The organism is Klebsiella sp. GG_Kp175, from assembly GCF_040062325.1.
Lineage (GTDB): Bacteria > Pseudomonadota > Gammaproteobacteria > Enterobacterales > Enterobacteriaceae > Klebsiella > Klebsiella quasipneumoniae.
This window is the reverse complement of record NZ_JBEAFX010000034.1, coordinates 54,316-77,732: the sequence shown is the minus strand read 5'-3', so window position 1 is coordinate 77,732 and position 23,417 is coordinate 54,316. Positions and strand designations below refer to the sequence as shown.

Below are 23,417 nucleotides of genomic sequence, written 5' to 3'. Positions count from 1 at the left end.
TAAGCCAGCCCGGACAAAGGAAGTGGCGCAGCCTCTCAGGCTGCGTCTTGCCCGGCGGCTACAATGACTGGAATAAAAATAATGAGCCTGCAAAAAACCTGGGGAAACATTCACCTGACCGCGCTCGGCGCGATGATGCTCTCCTTTCTGCTCGTCGGCTGCGACGACAGCGTCGCGCAAAATGCCGCGCCTCCCGCCCCGACGGTCAGCGCCGCTAAGGTGCTGGTGAAGTCGATCAGTCAGTGGGATAGTTTTAACGGTCGCATTGAAGCGGTGGAGAGCGTTCAGCTCCGCCCTCGCGTCTCGGGATATATTGATAAAGTGAATTACACCGACGGTCAGGAGGTGAAAAAGGGCCAGGTGCTGTTCACCATAGATGACAGAACCTATCGCGCCGCGCTGGAGCAGGCGCAGGCGACGCTGGCGAGAGCCAAAACGCAGGCCAGCCTGGCGCAAAGCGAGGCGAACCGCACCGATAAATTAGTCCATACCAATCTTGTCTCCCGTGAAGAGTGGGAGCAGCGCCGGTCAGCCGCGGTTCAGGCCCAGGCTGATATTCGCGCCGCGCAGGCGGCGGTGGATGCCGCGCAGCTTAACCTCGACTTCACCAAAGTGACTGCCCCTATCGACGGCCGCGCCAGCCGCGCGCTGATCACCAGCGGCAACCTGGTCACGGCGGGCGACACCGCAAGCGTGCTCACCACCCTGGTCTCGCAGAAGACGGTGTACGTCTACTTTGACGTCGACGAGTCCACCTACCTCCACTATCAAAATCTCGCCCGCCGCGGGCAAAGCGCCTCCAGCGATAATCAGGCGCTCCCGGTGGAGATTGGCCTGGTTGGCGAAGAGGGCTATCCCCATCAGGGCAAAGTGGATTTTCTCGATAATCAGTTAACGCCGAGCACCGGCACCATCCGCATGCGCGCCCTGCTGGATAACTCGCAGCGTCTGTTCACACCGGGGCTGTTTGCCCGCGTGCGTCTGCCGGGCAGCGCCGAGTTCAAAGCCACGCTGATCGACGACAAAGCGGTGCTCACCGATCAGGATCGGAAATACGTCTATATCGTTGATAAAGATGGTAAAGCGCAGCGACGTGATATTACCCCGGGGCGTCTGGCAGACGGTTTACGCATCGTTCAGAAGGGGTTGAACCCTGGGGATAGCGTCATCGTCGACGGGTTACAAAAAGTGTTTATGCCGGGTATGCCGGTTAACGCCAAAACCGTTGCCATGACCTCCAGCGCCACCCTTAACTGATCCCTAATCAGAGAATCCAAGACATGGACTTTTCCCGCTTTTTTATCGACAGGCCCATTTTCGCCGCGGTGCTGTCAATTTTAATTTTTATCACCGGGTTAATCGCCATCCCGCTGCTGCCGGTGAGCGAATATCCTGACGTCGTGCCGCCCAGCGTGCAGGTGCGCGCGGAGTATCCCGGCGCCAACCCGAAAGTGATCGCCGAGACCGTGGCGACGCCGCTGGAGGAAGCGATCAACGGCGTTGAAAACATGATGTACATGAAATCGGTCGCCGGCTCCGACGGCGTGCTGGTGACCACCGTGACCTTCCGCCCGGGTACCGACCCGGATCAGGCGCAGGTTCAGGTGCAGAACCGGGTCGCGCAGGCCGAGGCGCGTCTGCCGGAGGATGTGCGCCGTCTGGGGATCACCACCCAGAAACAGTCCCCGACGCTGACCCTGGTGGTACATCTGTTTTCGCCAAACGGTAAGTACGACTCGCTGTATATGCGCAACTACGCCACGCTGAAGGTGAAGGATGAGCTGGCGCGCCTGCCCGGCGTCGGCCAGATCCAGATATTTGGCTCCGGCGAATACGCGATGCGCGTCTGGCTGGATCCCAACAAGGTGGCCGCCCGCGGTCTGACGGCCCCGGATGTGGTGACGGCGATGCAAGAGCAAAACGTCCAGGTCTCCGCCGGTCAGCTTGGCGCCGAGCCGCTGCCGCAGGAGAGCGATTTCCTGATCTCGATTAACGCCCAGGGCCGTCTGCATACCGAAGAAGAGTTTGGCAATATCATTCTGAAAACGGCGCAGGACGGCTCGCTGGTCCGCCTGCGCGACGTGGCGCGCATCGAGATGGGTTCCGGTAGCTATGCGCTGCGCTCCCAGCTCAACAATAAGGATGCGGTCGGGATCGGTATCTTCCAATCCCCTGGGGCTAACGCCATCGATTTGTCGAACGCCGTGCGTGCCAAAATGGCCGAGCTGGCCACCCGCTTCCCGGAAGATATGAAATGGGCGGCGCCGTACGACCCGACGGTTTTCGTCCGCGACTCCATCCGCGCGGTGGTGCAGACGCTGCTGGAAGCGGTCGTGCTGGTGGTGCTGGTGGTGATCCTGTTCCTGCAGACCTGGCGCGCATCGATTATCCCGCTGATCGCGGTGCCGGTATCGGTGGTCGGTACCTTCAGCATTCTCTATCTGCTGGGCTTCTCGCTGAATACCCTGAGTCTGTTCGGGCTGGTACTGGCGATTGGTATCGTGGTGGATGACGCCATCGTGGTGGTGGAAAACGTCGAGCGCAATATCGAAGAGGGGCTTGCGCCGCTTGCCGCGGCGCATCAGGCGATGCGAGAGGTCTCCGGGCCGATTATCGCTATTGCGCTGGTGCTGTGCGCGGTGTTCGTGCCAATGGCGTTTCTCTCAGGCGTTACCGGTCAGTTCTACAAGCAGTTTGCGGTGACCATCGCCATCTCCACGGTGATCTCGGCCATCAACTCGCTGACGCTCTCCCCGGCGCTGGCGGCCCTGCTGTTAAAGCCGCACGGCGCGAAGAAAGACCTCCCTACCCGGCTGATCGATCGTCTGTTTGGCTGGATTTTCCGTCCGTTTAACCGCTTTTTCCTGCGCAGCTCAAACGGCTATCAGGGGCTGGTGAGTAAAACCCTCGGTCGCCGTGGCGCAGTGTTTGTGGTGTACCTGCTGCTGCTCTGCGCCGCAGGGGTGATGTTTAAAGTCGTTCCCGGCGGATTTATTCCCACCCAGGACAAACTGTACCTGATTGGCGGCGTGAAGATGCCGGAAGGTTCGTCGCTGGCGCGTACCGATGCGGTGATCCGCAAAATGAGCGAGATTGGGATGAATACCGAAGGGGTCGATTATGCGGTCGCCTTCCCCGGTCTTAACGCGCTGCAGTTCACCAACACGCCGAATACCGGGACGGTCTTTTTTGGCCTGAAACCGTTCGACCAGCGCAAACACTCGGCGGCGGAAATCAATGCGGAAATCAACGCTAAAATCGCGCAAATCCAGCAGGGCTTTGGCTTCTCCATCCTGCCGCCGCCGATTTTAGGACTGGGTCAGGGCTCCGGCTACTCCCTTTACATCCAGGATCGCGGTGGGCTGGGCTATGGCGCGCTGCAAAGCGCGGTGAATGCGATGTCCGGGACGATTATGCAGACGCCGGGGATGCACTTCCCGATCTCGACCTACCAGGCTAACGTGCCGCAGCTGGACGTGCAGGTCGATCGCGATAAGGCGAAAGCGCAGGGGGTATCGCTGACCGATCTGTTCGGCACGCTGCAGACCTATCTCGGCTCGTCTTATGTCAATGACTTTAACCAGTTCGGGCGTACCTGGCGCGTGATGGCCCAGGCTGACGGACCATACCGCGAGAGCGTGGAAGATATCGCCAATCTGCGCACCCGCAATAATCAGGGCGAAATGGTGCCGATCGGCAGTATGGTGAATATCAGTACCACCTACGGGCCGGATCCGGTGATCCGCTACAACGGTTATCCGGCGGCGGACCTGATTGGCGATGCCGATCCGCGCGTTCTCTCCTCCTCGCAGGCGATGACGCTGCTGGACGCCATGTCTAAACAGGTGCTGCCGAATGGGATGAATATTGAATGGACGGATCTCAGCTTCCAGCAGGCCACCCAGGGCAACACGGCGCTGATCGTCTTCCCGGTGGCGGTGCTGCTGGCGTTCCTCGTGCTGGCGGCGCTGTATGAAAGCTGGACCCTGCCGCTGGCGGTGATCCTTATCGTGCCGATGACGATGCTCTCCGCGCTATTTGGCGTCTGGCTGACCGGGGGCGATAACAACGTCTTCGTGCAGGTGGGGCTGGTGGTCCTGATGGGCCTGGCCTGTAAAAACGCCATTCTGATCGTCGAGTTTGCCCGCGAGCTGGAGATTCAGGGCAAAGGCATCATGGAGGCCGCGCTGGAGGCGTGCCGCCTGCGTCTGCGCCCGATTGTGATGACCTCCATCGCCTTTATCGCCGGGACCATTCCGCTGATCCTCGGCCACGGCGCAGGAGCGGAAGTTCGCGGCGTCACCGGGATCACGGTGTTCTCCGGGATGCTGGGGGTGACGCTGTTCGGTCTGTTCCTGACACCGGTGTTTTACGTGACGCTACGGAAACTGGTGACCCGCAGTAAGCCGGTCCAGGAGGATCTGCGCGCCTAGCCTGCAGCAGATAACAAAAAACCGCCTTCACAATTTGAAGGCGGTTTTTTTTCGTCACCAGAAAATGATTAATGCGCTTTTTTAAAGCGGGCGATCATTTCCGGTACCGGGTCGCAGCCGCTGGTATCGGCGTTTTTGAGCGCCTCCAGCGCGCTGGCCACGGTATGGCGAGCAAGGACGTTCAGCGAAGCCTGCTCCGCTTCGTCAGCGACCGATTTGAAGTACCAGCAGGCGTTGGCGCTGACCACGCAGCGGGCCGGGACCTCAGGACGCGACGCCCACAGTTTTTTATCTTCGATAACGGAAAGGTAGATATCACGCAGAGTGATTTTGTCCGCCGGGCGGCCAAGATGAATAGAGCCGTTGCGGCCAAGCGTGGAGACAATGATGCCGTCACGGGTGAGCGGAACCATTAATTTGCGGATAAAGCTCGGGTTGGCTTCCAGGCCGTAGGCCAGAATCGCACTCGTTGAACGTTCACCCATCTGCTCCGCCATTGCTACGCTGAGAACCATCTGCAAAGCTGTCGGGAAGCGGTAATCTAACATGGTTTTGTCCTGGGTTGCGGTGAATCTTGTTCTTTTTGGCACCGCAGAGGTGAGTAATCAATGAACAACAATATAACAAATACGGGAATTTTTTTGAAGCAATCTGCGGTTAGCCTGCGAAGTAAATTTTCTGATTTCGTCCGCAAAGACGGGCTGAGAAACCGCGCTCTTCCGTACCGGTTTTACTGAACGGCAATCTCCTCACCGTTTCCCAGTGGCTGCCCCCTGCGTTAAAGAAATCCGCTGCCATAACGGCAGCGGATCCTGCAGGGTGTTATGCCGTTAATTCCAGCTCGGTTTCAAAGGTGGTCACCGGCACAAACGGCAGATAGGAGATCCGCAGCCTCTCGGCCACCTTCAGGCGATGCCAGCCAGCCGGCAGGCCACCGGGTTTGAGCACCGTGATGGTCGCCTTTTCACCGAAGTTCCACCGGTCGTCGTAGACGCTCTCCAGCTCGTCGAGCGTCCACTCCCGGCCGCGCAGCGCCAGGCGGATCGCCTGCCGCGGGATGGCTTCGCCGTTGAGGGTCACGGCGATATCTTCCACCATCGACAGACCCAGACCGCGGTAGTAAGGCAGACGGGCCAAAAAGCGCACGCCGATAACTTCCCCGTCGCGGGTGACGTTACTGAAACCTTCGCGGCAGATAATATGCTGATCAAACATGATAATGCTCCTTACTGACCCAGCAGCGCCGGGGGTGGGGTTTCATCTAACAGGCGACAGAACATCAGCTGCTGGCGGCGGACCTGCTCCAGGCTGTCCACCTCCTGCGCGTCTTCCACCCAGCGGTTGCCTTCATACTCGGAGCACACATACCCCTCATAGCCGCCCTTCTGCAGCACGCGGAAGATCTCATCGTAGGGAATTGACCACTCGCTTATCTCGTCGGTCATCTCATAGAATTTGGCATGAATGTTGTGGATCCGCGGCATAAAATCGAGCATCCGCTTCGGCTCGAACGCCGCGTTGTGGCGCAGCGTTTCCGCCATCGCCAGCTGCGGGCCCGGTCCCCATTTTTGCATCACATCCAGGATCACGTATTCGCTGAGCGTCCGCTCCTCATAGGCTTTCTCGATAAAATCCGCTGCCGCCTGTGGGCAACCGTTACGAATAAAGCGCTCTTTCCACACCCGCGGGAAGCGGGCTAAAAACATTCCCATATCCGGCAGGAAGCCCAGCGCCCGGGTATTGGCTTTTTCATAGGCTTCGGCATGACGAATAATCCACGGATGATCGAAATGCAGCGGGGCGTGCACTTCCAGCAGAATGGTGATCCCTTTGTCTTCCGCATACGGCGCCGCCGCCACCAGCACCTCCGGCGCCACGGAAACCAGAGAGCGGATAAAGCGCATGCCCAGCCGGGCGGCAAAATCGATGTCGTTTTGCACGCTGCGCACCTGCTCGTCAAACGGCATCGGCCGGTCTTTATAACGCTTATAGTCGAGCATAAAGTCATGGCACACCGGCACCGTGTCATGGCGCTGCATCAGACGGTGCCAGTCGGCGATCGCCGCCTCCGGCATGCCGCACTCCGGCCAGCCGGCGAAGGTCTGTTCGCCGACGACTTCAATGCCGCGGGCGCCGAACGCCGCGCAGTGACCGATCGCCTGATCGAGGGACATCTTGCCGAGATAGGTCTCATTCTGAAAACTATACAGACTGACGCCGCGTTTTATTTTCTGAGTCATAAAAGTACCAGGTAAGTTGGTTAACAGGATAAGCCGGTCGCTTCGCGGGCGCGGGCCACCGAGGCCGCTGCGGGCAGCGACGGTTTATACTCCAGGCCAATGGCCCCGTTGTAGCCCAGGCGTTGCAGCCGGGCGATCACATTGGGCCACTCGCCGCTGCGCGGATCCGGTTCGTTACGATCCGGCGCCTGCGCTATCTGCACGTGCCCCACCCGATGCATTCTGCCGCCGAGCACCTCCTCCATCTCCTCTTCCATCACCATCGAGTGATAGACGTCAAACAGCAGCTGCAGCCGCGGGCTGTCGACCGCCTCGATAATGTCCAGCGCCAGCCGAGTATTGTTTAAGAACATCCCCGGATGATCGATGCGGGTGTTGAGCGGCTCCAGCAGCAGAGTGACCCCGGCGGCTTCCGCCAGTGTCGCCGCCTGGCGCAGGATGTGGATCGCCTGCGCCTGCTGTTCGGCGATAGCCACCCCTTCGCGGCTGAAGCCGGAGGCCACCACCAGCGGCGGCGACCCCAGCTGGCGCGAGACCGCCAGGCTGTCGCTCACTGCCGCCAGAAACTGCTCATGCTCCGCCGGATCCACCAGGCTGCGCCGGGGCTCCACCACGAAGCTCGACAGCGTCACGCCGGTCTCCTCCAGCGCCTGCGCCAGCGCCGCCAGCGGTTTATCACGCCAGAGATGAAACTCAACATGGCTGAATCCCTGCGCTTTCGCCGCCCGGACCCGATCGCTGAAATCGGGATACTCTTCACGAAACAGCCATTCAATACATGCGGACAAATACATCCGACCCCCTTCTCTACTTGCCAGATCAAAACAAACAAAATTAGAATAAGAATTCTTATTCTGTTTCGGAGCGGCAGTGTGACGCCTTCCCTTCTGGCTTCGCGGTCAACAGCAGGATCTGACGCGGCATAACCAGAATGAGTGCTCTAATTCTAATCTCTGGTTGCTATAAATTGTCAACATTATTTAACAAGCTTTTAACCAAATCTGAAGGTACATCATGCTCAATAACGCTTCGGCGGCCGCGGTTCAGGCGCCTCCCTATACCAGCGAGCGGCAGCGCACGCTGGCCACGCTGGTGGTTTCGATAGCGCTGGTGCTGGAGATCATCGACGTCTCGATCATTAATGTCGCCATCCCGGTGGTACAGCGGGATCTGCTCGCCAGCCCGCGGCAAATTGAATGGGTGGTCACCGGCTACCTGTTCTTTTTCTCCATTCTGCTGCTCACCGGCGGTCGGCTCGGCGATCTGTATGGCTACCGGCGGCTGTTTATCAGCGGACTGCTGGCGTTTGGCGCTGCGTCGGCCGGCTGCGGGCTGGCCGCCAGCCCGGAGATGCTGGTGGCGATGCGTATTGCGCAGGGGGCCAGCGGGGCGATGATGGGCCCGCAAATCCTCTCCCTGATGCAGGTTCTGTATCGCCCGCACGAACGTTTCCGGGTGATGAGTATTTTCGGCCTGCTCGGCGGCGCCGCCGGGATCCTCGGCCCGGTGCTCGGCGGGATCATCATCGAAAGCAATCTGTTCGGCCTCAGCTGGCGGCCGATCTTTTTGATCAACGTGCCGGTGATCGTTATCGCCGTCGCTCTCGCCTGGCGGGCGCTGCCGGCGGTGCGCAGCCCGGAGGCCAAAGGTATCGATCCGCTGGGAACCCTGCTGGCGGTGGTGGGCGGCGGCGCGCTGCTGCTCACCTTGATCGAAGGCCCCGCCCTGCGCTGGCCGCTATGGATGGCGCTGCCGCCGCTGCTGTCGCTCATCACGGTGTCACTCCTCTGGCGTCATCTGCTGGGCCGTGAACGGCGGGGCGGCACGCTGCTGTTGCCCCCCGCGGTGCTGCGCGACCGCTTCTTTCGCGCCGGGATCGTCATCACCCTGCTCTATCAGCTGACCACCGCCTCGCTGCTGCTGGCCACCGCGCTGGTGCTGCAGAGCGGACTGGGCTTCAGCCCGTTCCATACCGCCCTGCTGCACATCCCCTTCGCCCTTGGGGCGATGTTTTCCATCGCCGTCGCCGGCCGCCGGCTATCGCCTCGTCTTGGGCGTAACGTGACGCTGGTCGGGGTGGCCGTGCAGATGAGCGGCCTGCTGCTGATGGGCTACGGGATCGCCACGGCGCCGGGGACGCTGGCGCTGACCGCGCTGGGTCTAGGCTTCGGCCTGTGCGGCTGTGGGATGGGGCTTATCTCCGCCCCGCTGCCGGCCTTTGCCATGGCGGCGATCCCGGTGGCCCACGCCGGCGCGGCGTCGGGATTATTTCGCACCGGCCAGCAGTTTGGCGCCGCCCTCGGCATGGCGACCCTCGGCGGATTCTATCTGGCGCAAAGCGCCTCCGCGCCGGATGCCTGGCGCGGGGCCTTTATCACCCTGCTGACCCTTGGCGCCCTGATCCTGCTGGCGATTGCCGCCCTCAGCCGCCTGCTGCCCGCCTCAGTGCTTCCCCCGGCGGGTAAGCCATGACCTATCGCGTCCGGCAATGGCTGCTATCATGAGGAACCATTTATCAGGACGCACAAAGCTGTAGTACCTATTTTCTGTACACCTGCAACGGGCATGCGCCCGGAGAACAACAAAGGCATGGACTGATATGGATGAAAACATCGATGTACTGATTATTGGCAGCGGCCCGGTGGGCGCCACTTTCGCGCGGCGGATTGCCGATCGCCGCGCCGCGCGGATCCTGATGGTGGAAGCCGGCGAAGCGCTGACGTCCGCGACCGGGGTTAATATCCGCAACCTGGCGCCAGCGCAGCGGGAAACGGCCTACGACCGCGTCCGGGCGTTTCCGCTGGCCGCCCTGCCGGAGAACCTGCCGGCAGACGCCCTGCAGGCACGGCCCGGCACCCACCTTCTCGACCCGGCGGCGCCCCACAGCGGCATGCCGGCCGCCGCGCTCTCCACTAACCTCGGCGGCATGGGCGTCCACTGGACCTGCGCCTGTCCGCGACCGGGCGGCAGCGAAGTCATTCCCTTCCTCGATCCGCGGGAGATGGCCGACGCCTGGGAGTCGGCTGAGCATTATCTGCAGGTGACCCGCGAAGGATTTCCGGCCACCGCCATCGGCCGGCAAATCGTCGATGCCCTTAATCAGCACTTCGCCAGCGACCGTCCGCCGGCGCGGCTGGCGCAGCCTATGCCGCTGGCCTGCGCCGCGACGCCGGAGGGCAAGCCGCGCTGGTCCGGCGTCGACGTGGTGCTTGGCGAGCTGGCGGAGGAAGAGACCCGCCGCCAGCGCGGGGTGGAGATCCGTACCGCCACCCTGTGCACCCGGATCCTCAGTGAAGACGGCGTCGCCTGCGGGGCGGAGCTGCGCGATCTGCGTACTGGCAAGCAGTACGTAGTGACGGCCAAAGCGGTAGTGGTCGCCGCCGATGCGCTGCGTACCCCGCAGCTGCTGTACGCCTCGGGCATCCGCCCGCGGGCGCTGGGGCGCTGGCTCAACGACCAGCCGCAGGTGATCGCCCTGATTGAAGTGGACGCCCCGCCGGCCGCCGCCGCGCCGACCTCCCCGCTGCGCGACGGACGGGACAATGTCTCCGGCGTCACCTGGCTGCCGTTCCATGAGCCTGATTTCCCGTTCCACGGTCAGCTGATGCAGATGGATACTTCGCCGATCGCCTTTACCCAGCCGCCGGGGACTCCGACGAAGCCGGTGGTGGGCCTGGGGCTGTTTCTCGCCAAGGAGCTGCGCGAGGAGGATCGAATCGTCTTCAGTGATGACACCGACGCCGTAGGGCTGCCGAAAATGCAGCTTAACTATCAGTTAACCGACGGCGATCGCCGGCGTTTACAGCAGGCGGTGGCGGTGACCGAACGCGTCGGCGCCGCGCTGGGCCGCGTCGCGCCTGGCGGTGAGGCCATTATCCTGCCGGCGGGCACCTCGCTGCATTACCAGGGAACTTGTCGCCTGGGAGAAGCGAACGACGGCACCAGCGTGGCCGACCGCCGCTCGCGGGTGTGGGGTTTTCACAATCTGTACGTCGGCGGCAACGGCGTGATCCCCACCTCAACCGCCTGCAACCCGACGCTGACCAGCGTCGCGCTGGCGATCCTCGCCGCTGACGATATCGTGGCGCGCCTGCTGTAGCGCCTCTGGCTTACCGGGGCAAAAGCGGCCCCGGCTTCTCGCGAAAGGCGACATCGGTCGCCTTTTTATTGCCGCAAAATCCACATAAACCTCATGGTATTTTTGTTTGTGATGGATCACATACGTAATCACAATTTTTCCCCGCGCCGTTCCTGCTCCTACTCTTAAATCCGCGGCTATTCCCGCCGCCACCTGTATCCCTGACCTGCATACTAAAAAACCGCGCCGCCGCCAACGACAGGCGACCCGCGCGATAAAAGGAGAACGTCGTGAGCCATAGCCTGAATCCGCCCCACGCGCCACAAGCCGGCGCGATCCAGGGCATCATCATCGCCCTGACCGCCTTTCTGCCCATCCTGGCGATCGTTTCCCTGGCGCCGGCGGTCCCGACGCTGATCCAGCACTTTGCCGGGGTGCCTTATGTCGAAACCCTGGTGCCGCTGATGCTGACCGCGCCCGGACTGGTGATCGCCATCGCCGGGCCGTGCACCGGCTGGCTGGCGGATAAATTTGGCCGCCGTAAACTGCTGCTCAGCGCCACGCTGTTGTATGGCATCTGCGGCACTATGCCGCTGTACATCACCTCCCTGACCGGCATCTTTTGCAGCCGCCTCGGCGTCGGGCTGGCGGAGGCGGTGGTGTTGACCATCGCTAACACCATGCTGATCGATTACTTTGACGACAAACAGCGCCGCTTCTGGCTGACGGTGCAGGGAGTGATTGGCCCGGCGCTGGCGGTGCTGGTGCTGGCCAGCTCCGGCTATCTGACCGCCCTGCGCTGGAACGGCGCCTTTATGATCTACTTTGTCGCCATCCTGCTGTTCCTGGCGATGTACTTCTGGATGTTCGAACCGGCTCAGGCGGCCCGTCCGCAGCACGCCGCCCAGGCGGCGCAGCATAATCCGTTTCCGTGGCCGCGAGTGATCGCCCTCAGCGTGCTGACCTTTGTCTGCGCCATCATTTATTACGTGTACACCATCAATGGCGCCAACGCCTTTCATACCTTGCAAAACGCCAGCCCGCAGCGTATTGGCCTGATTATGTCGCTGGTCAGCCTCGCCGTGCCGGTCGGTTCGCTGCTGTTCGGTCTGGTCTCCCGCCGCTATACGCCGGAGCGCGTGCTCGCCATCATGCTCTGCCTGATGGGGATCGGGATGCTGGTGGTGGGTGAATCACGGACGGCGATCGCCATGGGGATCGGCTCCGCCATCCAGCAGCTGGGAGCCGGCATGGCGATTAACGCAATGATTTACTGGGTAGGGTCGCTGATTCCGCCCGCCTACTGCGGCCGGGCGATGGGCGCCTGGTCCGGGGCCTTCTTCGCGGGCATGTTTGTCAGCCCGATCATCGTTGGCGCGATCCGCCTGCGGGCCGGGAACGATGTGCTGAGCGCCTTCCTGACGCTCGGCATCGCGGCGCTGGTGCTGGCCGCCGCGATATTTCTTTATACTTTCTCCCGCCATAGCCAGCGCCTGCGTCAGCACAACCAGGCCAGCGCCTGGCAGTTAGCGAAGTAAAATCCCGCGGCTTAGCCGGCCTCGACGGGGGTAATCAGATAGCTCAGACACATCATGCCCAGATGGCGTTTGAGCTGTTCCCAGTCGCCCTCACCGGCGGCTTCCGCCGCCGATCCCAGGCCGAGGAAGCGCGCCAGCGCGGCATACGAAACCGTAAAGCAGAAGCGGGCGGCCTGCTCTGGCTCCGGGTGGCGGATCTCCGCCGCGGCATCGAGCAGCTGGTCGATAAAGGTCTGCTCGTTTTTCTGGTAAGCGGCTTTCCCAATTCCCGCCACGCGCTCATCATCCGCCCGCGCCATAAACGGCCGCAGGATCCCGGCATGGCGACGCAGATACTCCGCCTGGACATCCATCAGCGCCGGAAGCCGCTGGCGCAGCGGCAGGTTGCGCGCGTGCAGCTGCTGGATCAGCTGCTGCCATTCGGCGTCCAGCTCCTGCATCACCTCCATCATGACGGCGATAAACAGATCTTCTTTGCCGCCGAAGCGGGCATAGATCGAGCCGACAGAAACGCCCGAGCGTTTACTGATTTCAGCAATGGTCAGCAGCTCAAAGGTGCCTTCATGCAGGATTTCACGGCTGGCGGCCATCAGCCGCTCCAGCGCCACCCGGCTCCGGTCCTGTTTCGGCTGGCGCATCGCGGGAAGATCGGTCATCGCAGTTCTCACCTCTTTATCCATAGAAAACCCCCGCAGTGTATTGCAGTTAGCGACCGCGCTGCAAATTGCCCACCCGACTCCCCCGTCGGCGATGTGACAAAAGTGTGATGGCGGTCATTTTCATTCTTTGATAAACAACTAGAATCATAATTCTAGTTCTATTTAATAATAACAACCACCACACAACCCAGGAGTTGCTATGCGTTTCTCTGTTTTCCTCGTCGGCCGTTCCACCGCCCCCGAGCAGGATCGTTTTGTCATGCAGTCGCTGATCGAACATGCGCGCCAGGCTGAAGATCGCGGCTTCGATGCGGTCTTTATGCCAGACCATCACTTCACCGGCTATGCGCCGATGTCCAGCGATCCGTTTGTCTTCGCCGCCTACCTGGCCGGCCAGCTGAAAAAGATCCATTTCGGCATGTCGGTGACTACCGTCCCGCTGCACCACCCGGTGCGCTTCGCCGAGCGCGTTAACCTGCTGGATCAACTCACCGAAGGCCGCCTGCTGGTGGGCATCGGCAGCGGCACCACGCCGGAAGAGATGATCGGCTTTGGCGTGAACTATAAGGACGCCTCCAGCCTGCTGCAGGAGAACCTCGATCTGGTCCAGCGGCTGTGGGAGAAAAATATTGAAGACGATCCGATCATCTTCGAAACCGGCCACTATAAGGGCGCGGTGGTCCAGCGCATCGTTCCTGCCCCCTGGCAAAAACCCTTCAACCGCATTATGCCGGTGGCGCTGCGTGAAACCAGCATGCAGCGCGCCGCCGACAACGGCTGGCCGGCCTTTATTCCCGCGTTTACGCCGCCGATCCCTGCCAGCAACGATCCGTTTGGCCAGCTGACCCACTATTTTACCCGCTACCGCGATGCCCTGCTCAACGCCGGCCATAGCGACGAGGTGGTGAACCACTGCCTCTCGTGGACCACCCACACCTGGCAGTGCGTCCATATCGCCCCCACCGACGAGCAGGCCCGCGAGGAGATGCTGCAGATCATGGGCTGGTACCAGCAGGCCATCGACCGGGAATATGAGTACAACAAGCGGGCGGAAGAGTTTAGCGGCGTTACGCTGCACCGCCATCCGGACTGTTTCAGCGAAGAGTGGATCAAAACCTGGTGCCTGTACGGCAGCCCGGAGACCGTCGCCGAGGAACTGGAACGCCATCAGCGGCTGGGCATCGGCAACGTGCTGCTCGGCTTCACCAACGGCCCGCTGACCGAGGAGCGCCTGCGCCTGAGCCAGCAGTCGATCTCGTTGTTCGCGGACCAGATCCTGCCGCGCTTTCGCTAATCCAACCGGGAGATCCTGCTATGAATAAGCCTGCTTTCTCACGCCCGCCGCTGCTGATCGGCATCGGCGGCACCACCCGCCCGGGCTCCAGCACCGAGCGCGCCCTCGCCGCCGCGCTGGCCCACGCCCGCACGCTCGGCGCGCAGACCCAGCTGTTCGGCGGCGCTGAACTGGCGGCCCTGCCGCCGTTTAACCCGGAAGTCACCACCCGCACGCCGCAGGAGACGGCGTTTGTCGACGCCGTGCGCCAGGCCGACGGCATTCTGCTGGCCTCGCCGGGCTACCACGGCGGGGTGTCTGGTCTGGTGAAGAACGCCATCGACCTGCTGGAAGATTTGCGCGGCGACAGCCGGGTCTATCTTGATGGCCGGGCGGTGGGCTGCATCGTCACCGCCGCCGGCTGGCAGGGTTGCAACACCACCCTCGGCGCCATGCGCGGGATCGTTCATGCCCTGCGCGGCTGGCCGACCCCGCTGGGGGTCACTCTCAACACCGCCGGCGTGTCGCTGTTCGACAGTGAGGGCCGCTGCACTGACGACGCGGTCCAGCGCGCGCTGGCCACCGTAGCCGAACAGGCGCTGGCCTTCGCCCCCGCCGCCCCCTTACGGAGACAAGCCGATGCCTGCGCTCAGTCTGTCGCTTAGCGTTGCCGAAAAAGCGCGGCTCACCGCCGGGATGGGGATGTGGTCCACCCACCCTATCCCCCGCTCCACGCTGGGTTCAGTCACCCTGTCCGATGGCCCGATGGGGATCACCGGCGGCCGGGTGGACGAGCGGGATATTGCCCTGCTCAGCCCCTGCGGACTGGCGCTTGGCGCCAGCTGGGACCGCCAGCTGGTCAGCCGGGTTGGCGGCGTCATCGGCGAGGAGGCGCTGCGCACCGGAACGCAGGCGCTGCTGGCGCCTAACCTGAACCTGTTGCGCAGCCCCCTTGCCGGCCGCGCGTTTGAGCTTTTCGGCGAAGACCCACGGCATATCGCCGAGCTGGGCGCGGCGTGGATCGATGGCGTCCAGCGCCAGGGGGTGGGCTGCATCGTCAAACATATGGTTTGTAACGATTCAGAAACCGATCGGCGGACCATGAACGTGATCGTCGATGAAGCCACCCTGCGCGAAGTCTATTTCTGGCCGTTCGAAGTGGCGGCCAGCCGCGGCGTCTGGGGCATGCTGACCGCCTATAACCGGGTGAACGGGATCTATTGCGCCGAGCAGCATCAGGCCATCAGCCAGTGGCTGAAGCGCGATCTCGGCTGGGACGGGCTGGTGATGTCCGACTGGTTCGGCACCCAGAACGGCCCGGCCAGCTTCCGCGCCGGGCTGGATCTGGAGATGCCGGGCCCGGCCCGCCATATGGGCGAGCGCCTGCTGCCCGCGCTGATGGATACCGACAGCGACGCCCGGCGTCTTGACGATGCCGCCGCCCGGCTGGCGCGGCTGGCCGAACGGGTCAGCCATCCTCTGCCCTGGGATGGCTCTGCCGCCGCCCAGGCGCAGCGGCGTCACACCCTCGAAGAGGCGGCGGCGGCGGGCTTTGTCCTGCTGCACAATCGCCAGCGGCTGCTGCCCCTCGCCGCGCAGTCGGGACAGCGGCTGGCGGTGATTGGCCCCAACGCCACGACGCCCTGCTTCCAGGGCGGGACCTTTGCCAGAGTGGCGCTGATGCCGGGACTGATCTCTCCTCTGGAGGCCATTCGCCAGCGCTTTTCCGCCGCCGGGGTCGAAATAAGCTATGCCCAGGGGGTGGAGAGCGATTACCGCATCCCACCTCTGCATCATTTGCCGCTGCGCACCGCCGCCGGCGAGCGCGGCCTGGACGTTGCCTACGCCACCGCTGACGGGGGCGTGGTTCATCAGGAGGTGCGCGACGCCTCCTCGCTGATCTGGTTCCGCGATATGCCGGGCGTCGGCGACATGCTGCGCCTGACCGAACGCGCCACCGTGACGGTAAGCTGCCAGTTCACCGCGCCGGTGAGCGGCCGCTACGGCTTCTGGATCGGCGGCACCGGGGAGATCGCCCTCCAGCTGAACGGCGAGCGCGTGGCGACCTTCAACGGCGAGGCGCTGGAGGGGGATATCATGGGCAAGCTGATGCAAGCCCCGCATACCCGTCTTGAATTTCCGCTGCAGGCGGGGGAAAACCTGACCTTCCGGGCCGAGATGGCGCTGGGCAGCAGTATCGCCCACGGCATCTGGTTCGGCTGCCAGCCCCCGCAAACCATCGACCTGCTGCAGCAGGCGGTCGACCATGCCCGGGCGGCCGACAGCGTGGTGCTGGTGATAGGCGAAACGGCCGATGCCGGTCTGGAGAGCATCGACCGGGACGCTACCGCGCTGCCGGCGCATCAGGTTGCCCTGATCCGCGCCGTCTGCGCGGCGAACCCACGGACGGTGGTGGTACTGAATGTCGCCCATCCGGTGGATACCGGGTGTCTGGCTGACGCGGCGGCGGTGATGGTCGTCTGGTATCCTGGCCAGGAGTTTGGCCCGGCGCTGGCCTCGGTGCTGGCCGGGGATCGTGAGCCTGGCGGTCGCCTGCCGGTCACCTTCGCCCAGCGCCTGGACGACTATCCGGTACGCAGTCTGACGCCGGACGCCGCGGGGGATCTCTGGTATCACGAGCGCCAGCAGGTAGGCTATCGCTGGTTTAACGCCCGCGAACGCCCCGCCGCCTGGGCCTTCGGCCACGGTCTGGGGTATGCTGATATCACCCTGATCGCCGCTGCACTGACAGGCGACGAGGTGGACGCTCTGCAGCTGCGCTGCCGGTTGGAAAACCGCGCCGCCCGCGCCGGGAAAGCAGTGGTCCAGCTCTACCTGCGGGGGCCGGAGACGGCCTGGTCGGCGCTGGCGGAGTTTGCAGCAGTCAGCGTCCCGGCGCACGACGAGGCCGCCCTGACCCTTGGCCTGCCGCGTCACGCGCTGCAGCGCTGGCAGGTGCCTGCCCAGGAATGGCACCTGGCCAGCGGCCCCTGGCAGCTGGCGGTGGGTTTCGCCAGCGACGATATCCGGGCAACCTTTGACTTCGTGCTAACTCCCGACGGGAAAATCAGCCACCGGGGCTAAGCCCGGACCGATGGCAAAGAGGGTCGGCAACGTGCCGGCCCTCTTTTTTTGTTCCTGCGCCAGCCGGTTCGCGATAAAAAAACCGCCCGGCGGCAGCGTACCGACGGGCGGGATTAAAATCCTCGGGCGGTCTGTGTCAGAAGTTCCAGTACATCGAGGACTGCCAGAGGACCGCCGACTCATGCTTCGGCACCAGCGTCGGGTTATCCTGCCAGGTGATACCGTTGATCCAGTAAATCCCTTTCGTCACGCGCAGGGCGTGCGACAGGGAGATGGCGTTGATGCTCTGCGGCGCCTCCATTCCCGCCTCGCCGACATAATCGCGGAACTTCTTACTGATAAAGGAGCGGGTGTAGCCCAGCGAGGTCATATCCTGCTCTCGGCCGGGAAACAGGCCGATATCAAAGAAGGTCACCTGGAAGTCGCTGGTGTAAGCATTGCGATCGTCCGGGGCATAGTCCGCTTTCACATCGAGATACAGCCCCAGCGGAAGCCCCTTTTTCGGCTGGGTCAGCTGCATGGTGTTGGCGACGTAGAACGCATAGTTACTGCTGCTGTCGCCGGGCTGGTCAAAATACTGGTAGTGCGAGGTGTTATAGATAGCCCCGGCGCGGAACCACAGCGAGCGCTGCGACTCGCCCGCCGCCTGCTTAAAGCCAAACTCGTTTACCAGGATCGGGTTGGCGCCATCGACGTGCCATTTCAGCCCCGAGGGGTTCTGCTCCACGTCGTCGAGGTGTCCGGCAGGCGACATACTGCGGCTGACGGCAAAGTTGTTATAGAATTTCTTATCGCTGTCGCGGACGATGGCGGTGAAGGTCGGCGTCGGCGCATTGAGGCTGATCCCCACCTGCACCGGTATCACGCTGGTCGGCCCCAGCGCGGCTGAGGAGGAGTTGCCCCCCAGCACCATGCCGTAAAACTGACGAATTAACGGATAAAAACCATACTGCAGCTCCAGCTGGCCGTTTAATAAGGGCTGGTTCACCGCCAGCACCGCAATATTATGCAGTTCCGGATAGCTGTCATGATAATTCGAGGTCGCCCACTGGGGAGAAAAAGTAAATTGCGCGTCTTTGCTAAAACCAATTCGACTTAAATCATAGGTGACGTTCAGCGACATATTTTGTGACCAGGTAAAATTCTGCCCGGCATATTGTTGCGGGTCGGCGGACTGGCCTTTCAGATCGTACATCACCATCGGGTTCCAGCTTAACTGGACACCCCAGCCACGGTCGGCCAGCGCGCTGCGAAAGCCGCCAATATCGCCGATGAGCGATTCGCAGGTCGACGGAGGGCTGACGACCTGCGCTGAGCGGGTATTCAGTTTATCCAGTTGCTCACAGGTCCAGGTATCGGCCAGCGCGGTGCTGGAGAATATCGCCAGCGTCAGCGCCGAAAGTGGAAAAACTATTTTCTTACTTACGTCGGTACAGCAGAGACTCATAATAAACCCTCATTTTTATTTTTTGCAGGTAAGATGCGCCATATCGTGAAAAATAAATTGGTCACAATATGTTTATTAACAGGGATTAATTAGGCTGAAAGTTAACGCTAAATAAGGTGTACACTTTTTCTAAATAATGGCCTCCCCTTCCCGCCGGAAGACCGGCGGGCGTGTGGTAATGATGTCGTCAGGTGAAATTAACGAGCCAGCGCGCGGCGGCCCCCCATCCGGGCGCTGGCGATACCCGTCGCGCCGGCGATAGCCAGCGTCAGCAGCGCAAACAGCAGCAGGCTGTCCTGCATGCTGCCGGTCATGCCGTTCAGCAAGGTCATCAGAACCGGGCTGATGAACATGCCGAGGAAAAAGAAGGTGTGCCAGATGCCGATCCCCGTCGCCCGGTGCGGCGCCGGCAAGGCTTTCATCATCCAGGCCAGCATCAGAGGGATCAGCATTCCGTTACCGACCTGCGCGACGAACGCTGCCGCCACGCCGGCCAGCGGATTGTGGGCCACGGCGATAAACAGCAGCCCGAGGCCAAAAATGGCGTAAAAAAGGAAAAACTGCCTGTCGACGCGCTGCCTGGCGTTGCGGCCATACAGCCAGGCGCCCAGCGGCACGCCAATGCCGGCAACGGCGGTAGCGATGCCAATCTGGCTGCTGGAGGTCAGCCCGAGCTGACTGAACACCTGGCTTATCTGCAGCGGTTCGAGAAAATAGAGGATCGCGCTGGCGAGGGTAATCAGGCCGATCGCCGCCATTTTGCGCCGTGGAAAAGCGACAGCCTCCTCGCCAGCGACACTGTCCACGCGACGGCGCGTCGCTGGCTCTGCGGTGAACAGACACAGGCCGATAAAGACCGGGATCGCCAGAGCATACAGGTAGATCGGACCATACCAGCCCAGGGTTCCCAGCAGGCCAGCCCCCAGCACGATCAGCGTCGACAGTATCGACCCTATGCCGCTCTGCACCGCCAGCCATTTGCTACGCGCCTCACCGGTAAAGTAGTCGCCAATCAGCGCATTGGCGGTGGTAAGAATAAAGGCGTCGGCAATACCCATCACCAGCCGCGCCAGCAAAATGGCATACAGATCGTCGAGCATCACCGGCAGCAGGCCAAACCCTGCGTACAGAGCGGTGGCAGCAATCAGCAGGCGGCGACGGCTCAGGCGATCGCCTACCATCCCCGCCAGCGGAGCCAGCAGCGCCATGCTCGCCGCCGGTATGGTGATGATCATCGGCACCAGCAGCTGGGCGTGCGGCTGCGCGGCAAAATGACTGAACAGGAGCGGCATCACCGGCAGCATGGTCAAGGTCCCCATGATCGGCAACAGTGCCGCCAACATCAGTAACATCGCCTGTACGGCCCCCGCCTCGCGCGGGGTTGCTGAAACTTTGTGCATCACCATCTTCCGCTCTCCGTCACTGCTCTTTATTTAGAATATGAATTACAGTTCTATTTTTTATCGGTAAAGAAAGGCGTTTTACGCCCCGGCTTAATGGCTGGAAACGCATCAGCGAACTCAGCACATATACCGTTCTACCCTACCGGATGCAGGTGGCATGGACTGCGATTGCTATCACAATTAATACAATGCATTCACATTAAATTAACATAATCATCGACGCCTTCAGGCGTCGACAATCGCCACCGCGCGAATAAACCCGGCCGAGCCGCGGCGGATCTTGTAGGGAAAACAGCTCACCCAGAAGCCGTGGTCGGGAAGCTGCTCCAGGTTACTCAGCTTCTCCATTTGCCCATAGGCGATCTCCCTGCCGGCTTTATGCCCCTCCCAGATCAGCCCGGCGTCGCCGCTGGCCTGAAAGCGTTGGCGGGTAAAGTGGAAGGGTGCATCCCAGCTCCAGGCGTCGGTGCCAACCACCCGTACCCCCTGCTCCAGCAGCCACAGCGTCGCCGCCCGGCCAATGCCGCAGCCGCGCTGCAGGTAATCCGGCTGGCCGTAGCGGGCGCCGGCCGCGGTATTGATCAACACAATATCCAGCGGCGACAGGCAATAGTCTATTCGCGCCAGCTCGCGCTGCAGATCCTCCGGCTGCAGGATCGCCCCGTCGGCGACATGGCGAAAATCCAGCCGGACGCCGGGGCGCAGGCACCACTCCAGCGGCAGCTCATCGATGCCAAACGCCGGTTCGCCGCCGTTGGTGGTCGAGCTGTAGTGCCAGGGGGCATCCATATGGGTGCCATTGTGCGGCGTCACGGTCAGGCGCTCCGAGGCCCAGGCCTCCTCTCCCGGCATCTGCGCTTTTTCCAGCCCCGGGAACATCGCCGCCATTTCCGGCCATCCCTGCTGATGATCCTGATACTCAATGTTCGGCAGCAGCGGCGGCGGATCGGTCCAGGGATTGTTGTCCAGGGTGACGGAGAGGTCGACCAGCCGACGCCCCTGTAAAAGATTGATCATGGTTTACTCCGTTAACATCACAACGTGTTGATCCAGTACGCCAAACAGCGGCCGGCCATCGGGGGCGTGGGCTTCCATCGTCACCCGCTCCCCTGGGGATAAAAACGGCGTGCGCGGCTCGCCGAAGGCCAGCATCTCTATGGCCCGCACCTCGGCGATACAGCTGGCGCCGCGGCTGGCGTCCGGCCCGGACACCGTGCCGGAACCCACCACCGTCCCGGCGCGCAGACGGCGGGTCTGCGCCGCATGGGCAATCAGTTCGCCAAAATGGAAATGCATCTCGCTACCCGACTGGCAGCCAAACGGCTTGCCATTGCGGGTCACCTGCAGCGTCAGCGCCGCCCGCCCGTGCTGCCAGGCCTGTCCCAGTTCATCCGGGGTAAGGGCCACCGGTGCAAAGGCCGAGGCGGGTTTGGCGTGAATAAAACCAAACCCGGTCTGCATCTCGCGCGGCGCCAGCGCCCGCAGACTGATATCGTTAAGCAAGACGATCAGGCGGATACAGCTCAGCGCCTGTTGCGGCGAGCAGCCCTGCGGCACCTCGTCGACGACTACCGCGAACTCGCCCTCAAAGTCGAGGCCATCCTCGACCCGGCGGCAGACTATCCCGGCGTGGGGGGCAAGAAAGTCGTCCCCGCTGCCCTGATACATCAGCGGCGTCTGGTCGGCGCCGGCAATCGGCGGCAGGTGAAAGGCCCGCTGCATGCGCTCGCCATGGCTCAGGAAGGCCGAACCGTCCAGCCACTGCCACGCCCGGGGCAGCGGCGCCATCAGGCGCCGGGGATCATAGGGCTGCGCCGCCGGATAGCGGCGCGCATTGAGCGCCTGATAGCGCGCCTGCAGCGCAGGCCACACCCGCGCGGCCTGCTCCAGCGCCAGCTGAAGCGTCGGAGCGATGTCCGCCGCATCGGCCATCAGCGTCAAATCGCCCGAGACCACCACCAGGCAGCCGTCGCGTTCACCGTTATCTCGTGTTGCCAGTTTCATGACCTGCCTCCTCCAGCAGACATAGCCAGCCGTCGGCGTCCACGTCGCCAGCCAGCGGACTCAGACGTTGGCCAGCGCAGGCGCCCTGCACGCAGAGGCCGCTGTCCGGCATAAAAATCGCCCCGTGGGCGAAGCAGACCAGCCGGTCGCCCCGGGCGTTGAGAAAAGCGTCCTGCCGCCAGTTCATCGGGGTATCGAGATGCGGACAGCGGTTGCGCCACAGATAGAGCGTTCCCTGATAGCGGCAGGCAATCACCGTCGCCTGCCCGCTGCCCGTGGGGTCAAATCCCCGCGCCTGGCCCTCAGCCAGGCTGTCGGCACGGCACAGGCGAACCATCAGCGGGCGTTATCCGGACCGGGAGCCCACTTCTCGCGATACCCCAGCAGGAAATATTGCGAGTTATCGGCCCCCGGCAGCGCTTCGCGCGGCTGCCAGTGGTCATCGTGCTGATCCATATCGGCGTCGTATTCGATATGACACCCGAGCGGGCTGTTGAAGTACCAGAACCAGTTCGATCCCAGCTGATGGCGCCCCGGTCCCCAGAAGGTCTGATACCCCTTCTGCTGAAAGCGGCTGCCGGCCATCATCAACTCGGTGGGCCCGCCGAGGTGGAAGGTAAAGTGTTCAATGCCGGTCATAAACGGCGGGGCCTGGATCAGAAACAGGGTATGGTGATCCTGGGTGCCGGCGGGTCGCAGGAAGGGGCCGACGTGGGTGAAGCGATCGGTACAGACAAAGCCCAGCCGTTGATAAAAAGCTTCCGCGCGCGCGGCGTCCGGCACAAAATAGACCACATGGGAGAGCGAACGCGGCTCCGCCGCCATGTCGGCGCTGGCCCCGGTCTGATTGACCGGCCGCCCGGCGCGATCCCCCGGGGCGTTGATTTTCTCACCTTCCCGCTGCAGCGGCTGGCGCTGGCTGACGCGAAACCCGAGGGCAAAGCCGGCATCATCGACGCAGCGCAGCACGCCGTCGGCGCCAAGTTTCACCTCGCGATCGCGGCGCAGCGTCTCGGCAATAGCCTCAAGCGTGGCGCTATCCGCCACGCCATAGACGGTTTCCCGCAGCTGGCTGCCGCTGGGCAGCGCCGCGGGCAGCGACGGATCGTCACGTCCCCGCAGCAGCACCCCGGTGCCATCCAGCGCGCTAAAGAAACCGTTCTCCTGCTCGCGTAAACCGTAGTCGATAAGAAACTGTCGACAGCCCGCCAGGTCATCGACGCCAAATACCAGATAATCCGGACCAAGAATATTCATC

At 62.5% G+C, this 23,417-nt stretch carries 19 protein-coding genes; 8 read left to right on the top strand and 11 right to left on the bottom strand.

The features are described from left to right. Positions 1 to 81: 81 nt before the first annotated feature. Positions 82 to 1,257 carry a multidrug efflux RND transporter periplasmic adaptor subunit OqxA gene (gene oqxA / locus ABLU73_RS23795; RefSeq protein WP_264923697.1) on the top strand — a complete coding sequence of 392 codons (1,176 nt, stop codon included), beginning with the start codon at positions 82 to 84 and terminating at the stop codon, positions 1,255 to 1,257. 23 nt (positions 1,258 to 1,280) lie between these two features. Then, positions 1,281 to 4,433, top strand: coding sequence for a multidrug efflux RND transporter permease subunit OqxB (gene oqxB, locus ABLU73_RS23790; RefSeq protein WP_264923698.1), 3,153 nt, complete (start codon positions 1,281 to 1,283; stop codon positions 4,431 to 4,433). Between the two features lie 68 nt (positions 4,434 to 4,501). Here the strand turns inward: oqxB and ABLU73_RS23785 are convergent, their stop codons facing one another. The 4 genes from ABLU73_RS23785 to ABLU73_RS23770 form a co-directional block, all read right to left on the bottom strand. After that, a complete protein-coding gene (locus ABLU73_RS23785) occupies positions 4,502 to 4,981 on the bottom strand; it encodes an Rrf2 family transcriptional regulator (RefSeq protein WP_004205761.1) in 480 nt (159 codons plus the stop codon). A 274-nt stretch (positions 4,982 to 5,255) separates the two neighbouring features. Next, a complete protein-coding gene (locus ABLU73_RS23780; protein ID WP_048325404.1) occupies positions 5,256 to 5,648 on the bottom strand; it encodes a DUF6379 domain-containing protein in 393 nt (130 codons plus the stop codon). Between the two features lie 11 nt (positions 5,649 to 5,659). Then, positions 5,660 to 6,673: a TIM barrel protein gene (locus ABLU73_RS23775; protein ID WP_023290705.1), complete on the bottom strand. Its 1,014-nt coding sequence runs from the start codon at positions 6,671 to 6,673 to the stop codon at positions 5,660 to 5,662. Between the two features lie 20 nt (positions 6,674 to 6,693). Beyond that, a complete protein-coding gene (locus ABLU73_RS23770; RefSeq protein WP_048295375.1) occupies positions 6,694 to 7,467 on the bottom strand; it encodes a TIM barrel protein in 774 nt (257 codons plus the stop codon). Between the two features lie 220 nt (positions 7,468 to 7,687). Between ABLU73_RS23770 and ABLU73_RS23765 the strand changes: the two genes are divergently transcribed. The 3 genes from ABLU73_RS23765 to ABLU73_RS23755 all read left to right on the top strand — a co-directional run bounded on the left by ABLU73_RS23765 (position 7,688) and on the right by ABLU73_RS23755 (position 12,289). Beyond that, on the top strand, positions 7,688 to 9,145 hold the full coding sequence (locus ABLU73_RS23765; protein WP_126494164.1) for an MFS transporter: 1,458 nt from the start codon (positions 7,688 to 7,690) through the stop codon (positions 9,143 to 9,145). 127 nt (positions 9,146 to 9,272) lie between these two features. After that, positions 9,273 to 10,772 (top strand): GMC oxidoreductase, encoded by a 1,500-nt coding sequence (locus ABLU73_RS23760; protein WP_264923699.1) that lies wholly within the window; start codon positions 9,273 to 9,275, stop codon positions 10,770 to 10,772. Positions 10,773 to 11,041: 269 nt separating this feature from the next. Further along, positions 11,042 to 12,289 carry an MFS transporter gene (locus ABLU73_RS23755; RefSeq protein WP_135730338.1) on the top strand — a complete coding sequence of 416 codons (1,248 nt, stop codon included), beginning with the start codon at positions 11,042 to 11,044 and terminating at the stop codon, positions 12,287 to 12,289. A gap of 11 nt (positions 12,290 to 12,300) precedes the next feature. Here the strand turns inward: ABLU73_RS23755 and ABLU73_RS23750 are convergent, their stop codons facing one another. Further along, the gene (locus ABLU73_RS23750; protein WP_048325409.1) at positions 12,301 to 12,945 is read right to left on the bottom strand and encodes a TetR/AcrR family transcriptional regulator; all 645 of its coding nucleotides are present in this window, start codon (positions 12,943 to 12,945) and stop codon (positions 12,301 to 12,303) included. 202 nt (positions 12,946 to 13,147) lie between these two features. Here ABLU73_RS23750 and ABLU73_RS23745 point away from each other — a divergent pair, with 202 nt between their 5' ends. The 3 genes from ABLU73_RS23745 to ABLU73_RS23735 are packed head-to-tail and all read left to right on the top strand — an operon-like array spanning position 13,148 to position 17,305. Further along, complete coding sequence (locus ABLU73_RS23745) at positions 13,148 to 14,242, top strand: LLM class flavin-dependent oxidoreductase (protein ID WP_048325410.1); 1,095 nt, start codon at positions 13,148 to 13,150, stop codon at positions 14,240 to 14,242. Between the two features lie 20 nt (positions 14,243 to 14,262). Beyond that, entirely contained in the window at positions 14,263 to 14,886 is a 624-nt protein-coding gene (locus tag ABLU73_RS23740; protein ID WP_053810049.1) for an NADPH-dependent FMN reductase, read from the top strand. Next, positions 14,861 to 17,305, top strand: a complete 2,445-nt coding sequence (locus tag ABLU73_RS23735) for a glycoside hydrolase family 3 protein (RefSeq protein ID WP_153669551.1) — start codon at positions 14,861 to 14,863, stop codon at positions 17,303 to 17,305. Before ABLU73_RS23740 ends, ABLU73_RS23735 begins: the two co-directional genes overlap by 26 nt. A gap of 136 nt (positions 17,306 to 17,441) precedes the next feature. Here the strand turns inward: ABLU73_RS23735 and ABLU73_RS23730 are convergent, their stop codons facing one another. The 6 genes from ABLU73_RS23730 to ABLU73_RS23705 form a co-directional block, all read right to left on the bottom strand. Then, positions 17,442 to 18,752 carry a carbohydrate porin gene (locus ABLU73_RS23730; protein ID WP_043521376.1) on the bottom strand — a complete coding sequence of 437 codons (1,311 nt, stop codon included), beginning with the start codon at positions 18,750 to 18,752 and terminating at the stop codon, positions 17,442 to 17,444. 197 nt (positions 18,753 to 18,949) lie between these two features. Then, entirely contained in the window at positions 18,950 to 20,152 is a 1,203-nt protein-coding gene (locus ABLU73_RS23725; protein ID WP_224051453.1) for an MFS transporter, read from the bottom strand. Between the two features lie 228 nt (positions 20,153 to 20,380). After that, complete coding sequence (locus ABLU73_RS23720; RefSeq protein WP_264923701.1) at positions 20,381 to 21,172, bottom strand: cyclase family protein; 792 nt, start codon at positions 21,170 to 21,172, stop codon at positions 20,381 to 20,383. Positions 21,173 to 21,175: 3 nt separating this feature from the next. Next, positions 21,176 to 22,159 (bottom strand): fumarylacetoacetate hydrolase family protein, encoded by a 984-nt coding sequence (locus ABLU73_RS23715; protein WP_053810047.1) that lies wholly within the window; start codon positions 22,157 to 22,159, stop codon positions 21,176 to 21,178. Then, the gene (locus ABLU73_RS23710; RefSeq protein ID WP_057213229.1) at positions 22,137 to 22,496 is read right to left on the bottom strand and encodes a Rieske 2Fe-2S domain-containing protein; all 360 of its coding nucleotides are present in this window, start codon (positions 22,494 to 22,496) and stop codon (positions 22,137 to 22,139) included. Before ABLU73_RS23710 ends, ABLU73_RS23715 begins: the two co-directional genes overlap by 23 nt. Beyond that, complete coding sequence (locus tag ABLU73_RS23705; protein WP_043521370.1) at positions 22,496 to 23,416, bottom strand: VOC family protein; 921 nt, start codon at positions 23,414 to 23,416, stop codon at positions 22,496 to 22,498. The genes ABLU73_RS23710 and ABLU73_RS23705 overlap by 1 nt, the downstream gene beginning before the upstream one ends. Position 23,417 lies beyond the last annotated feature (1 nt).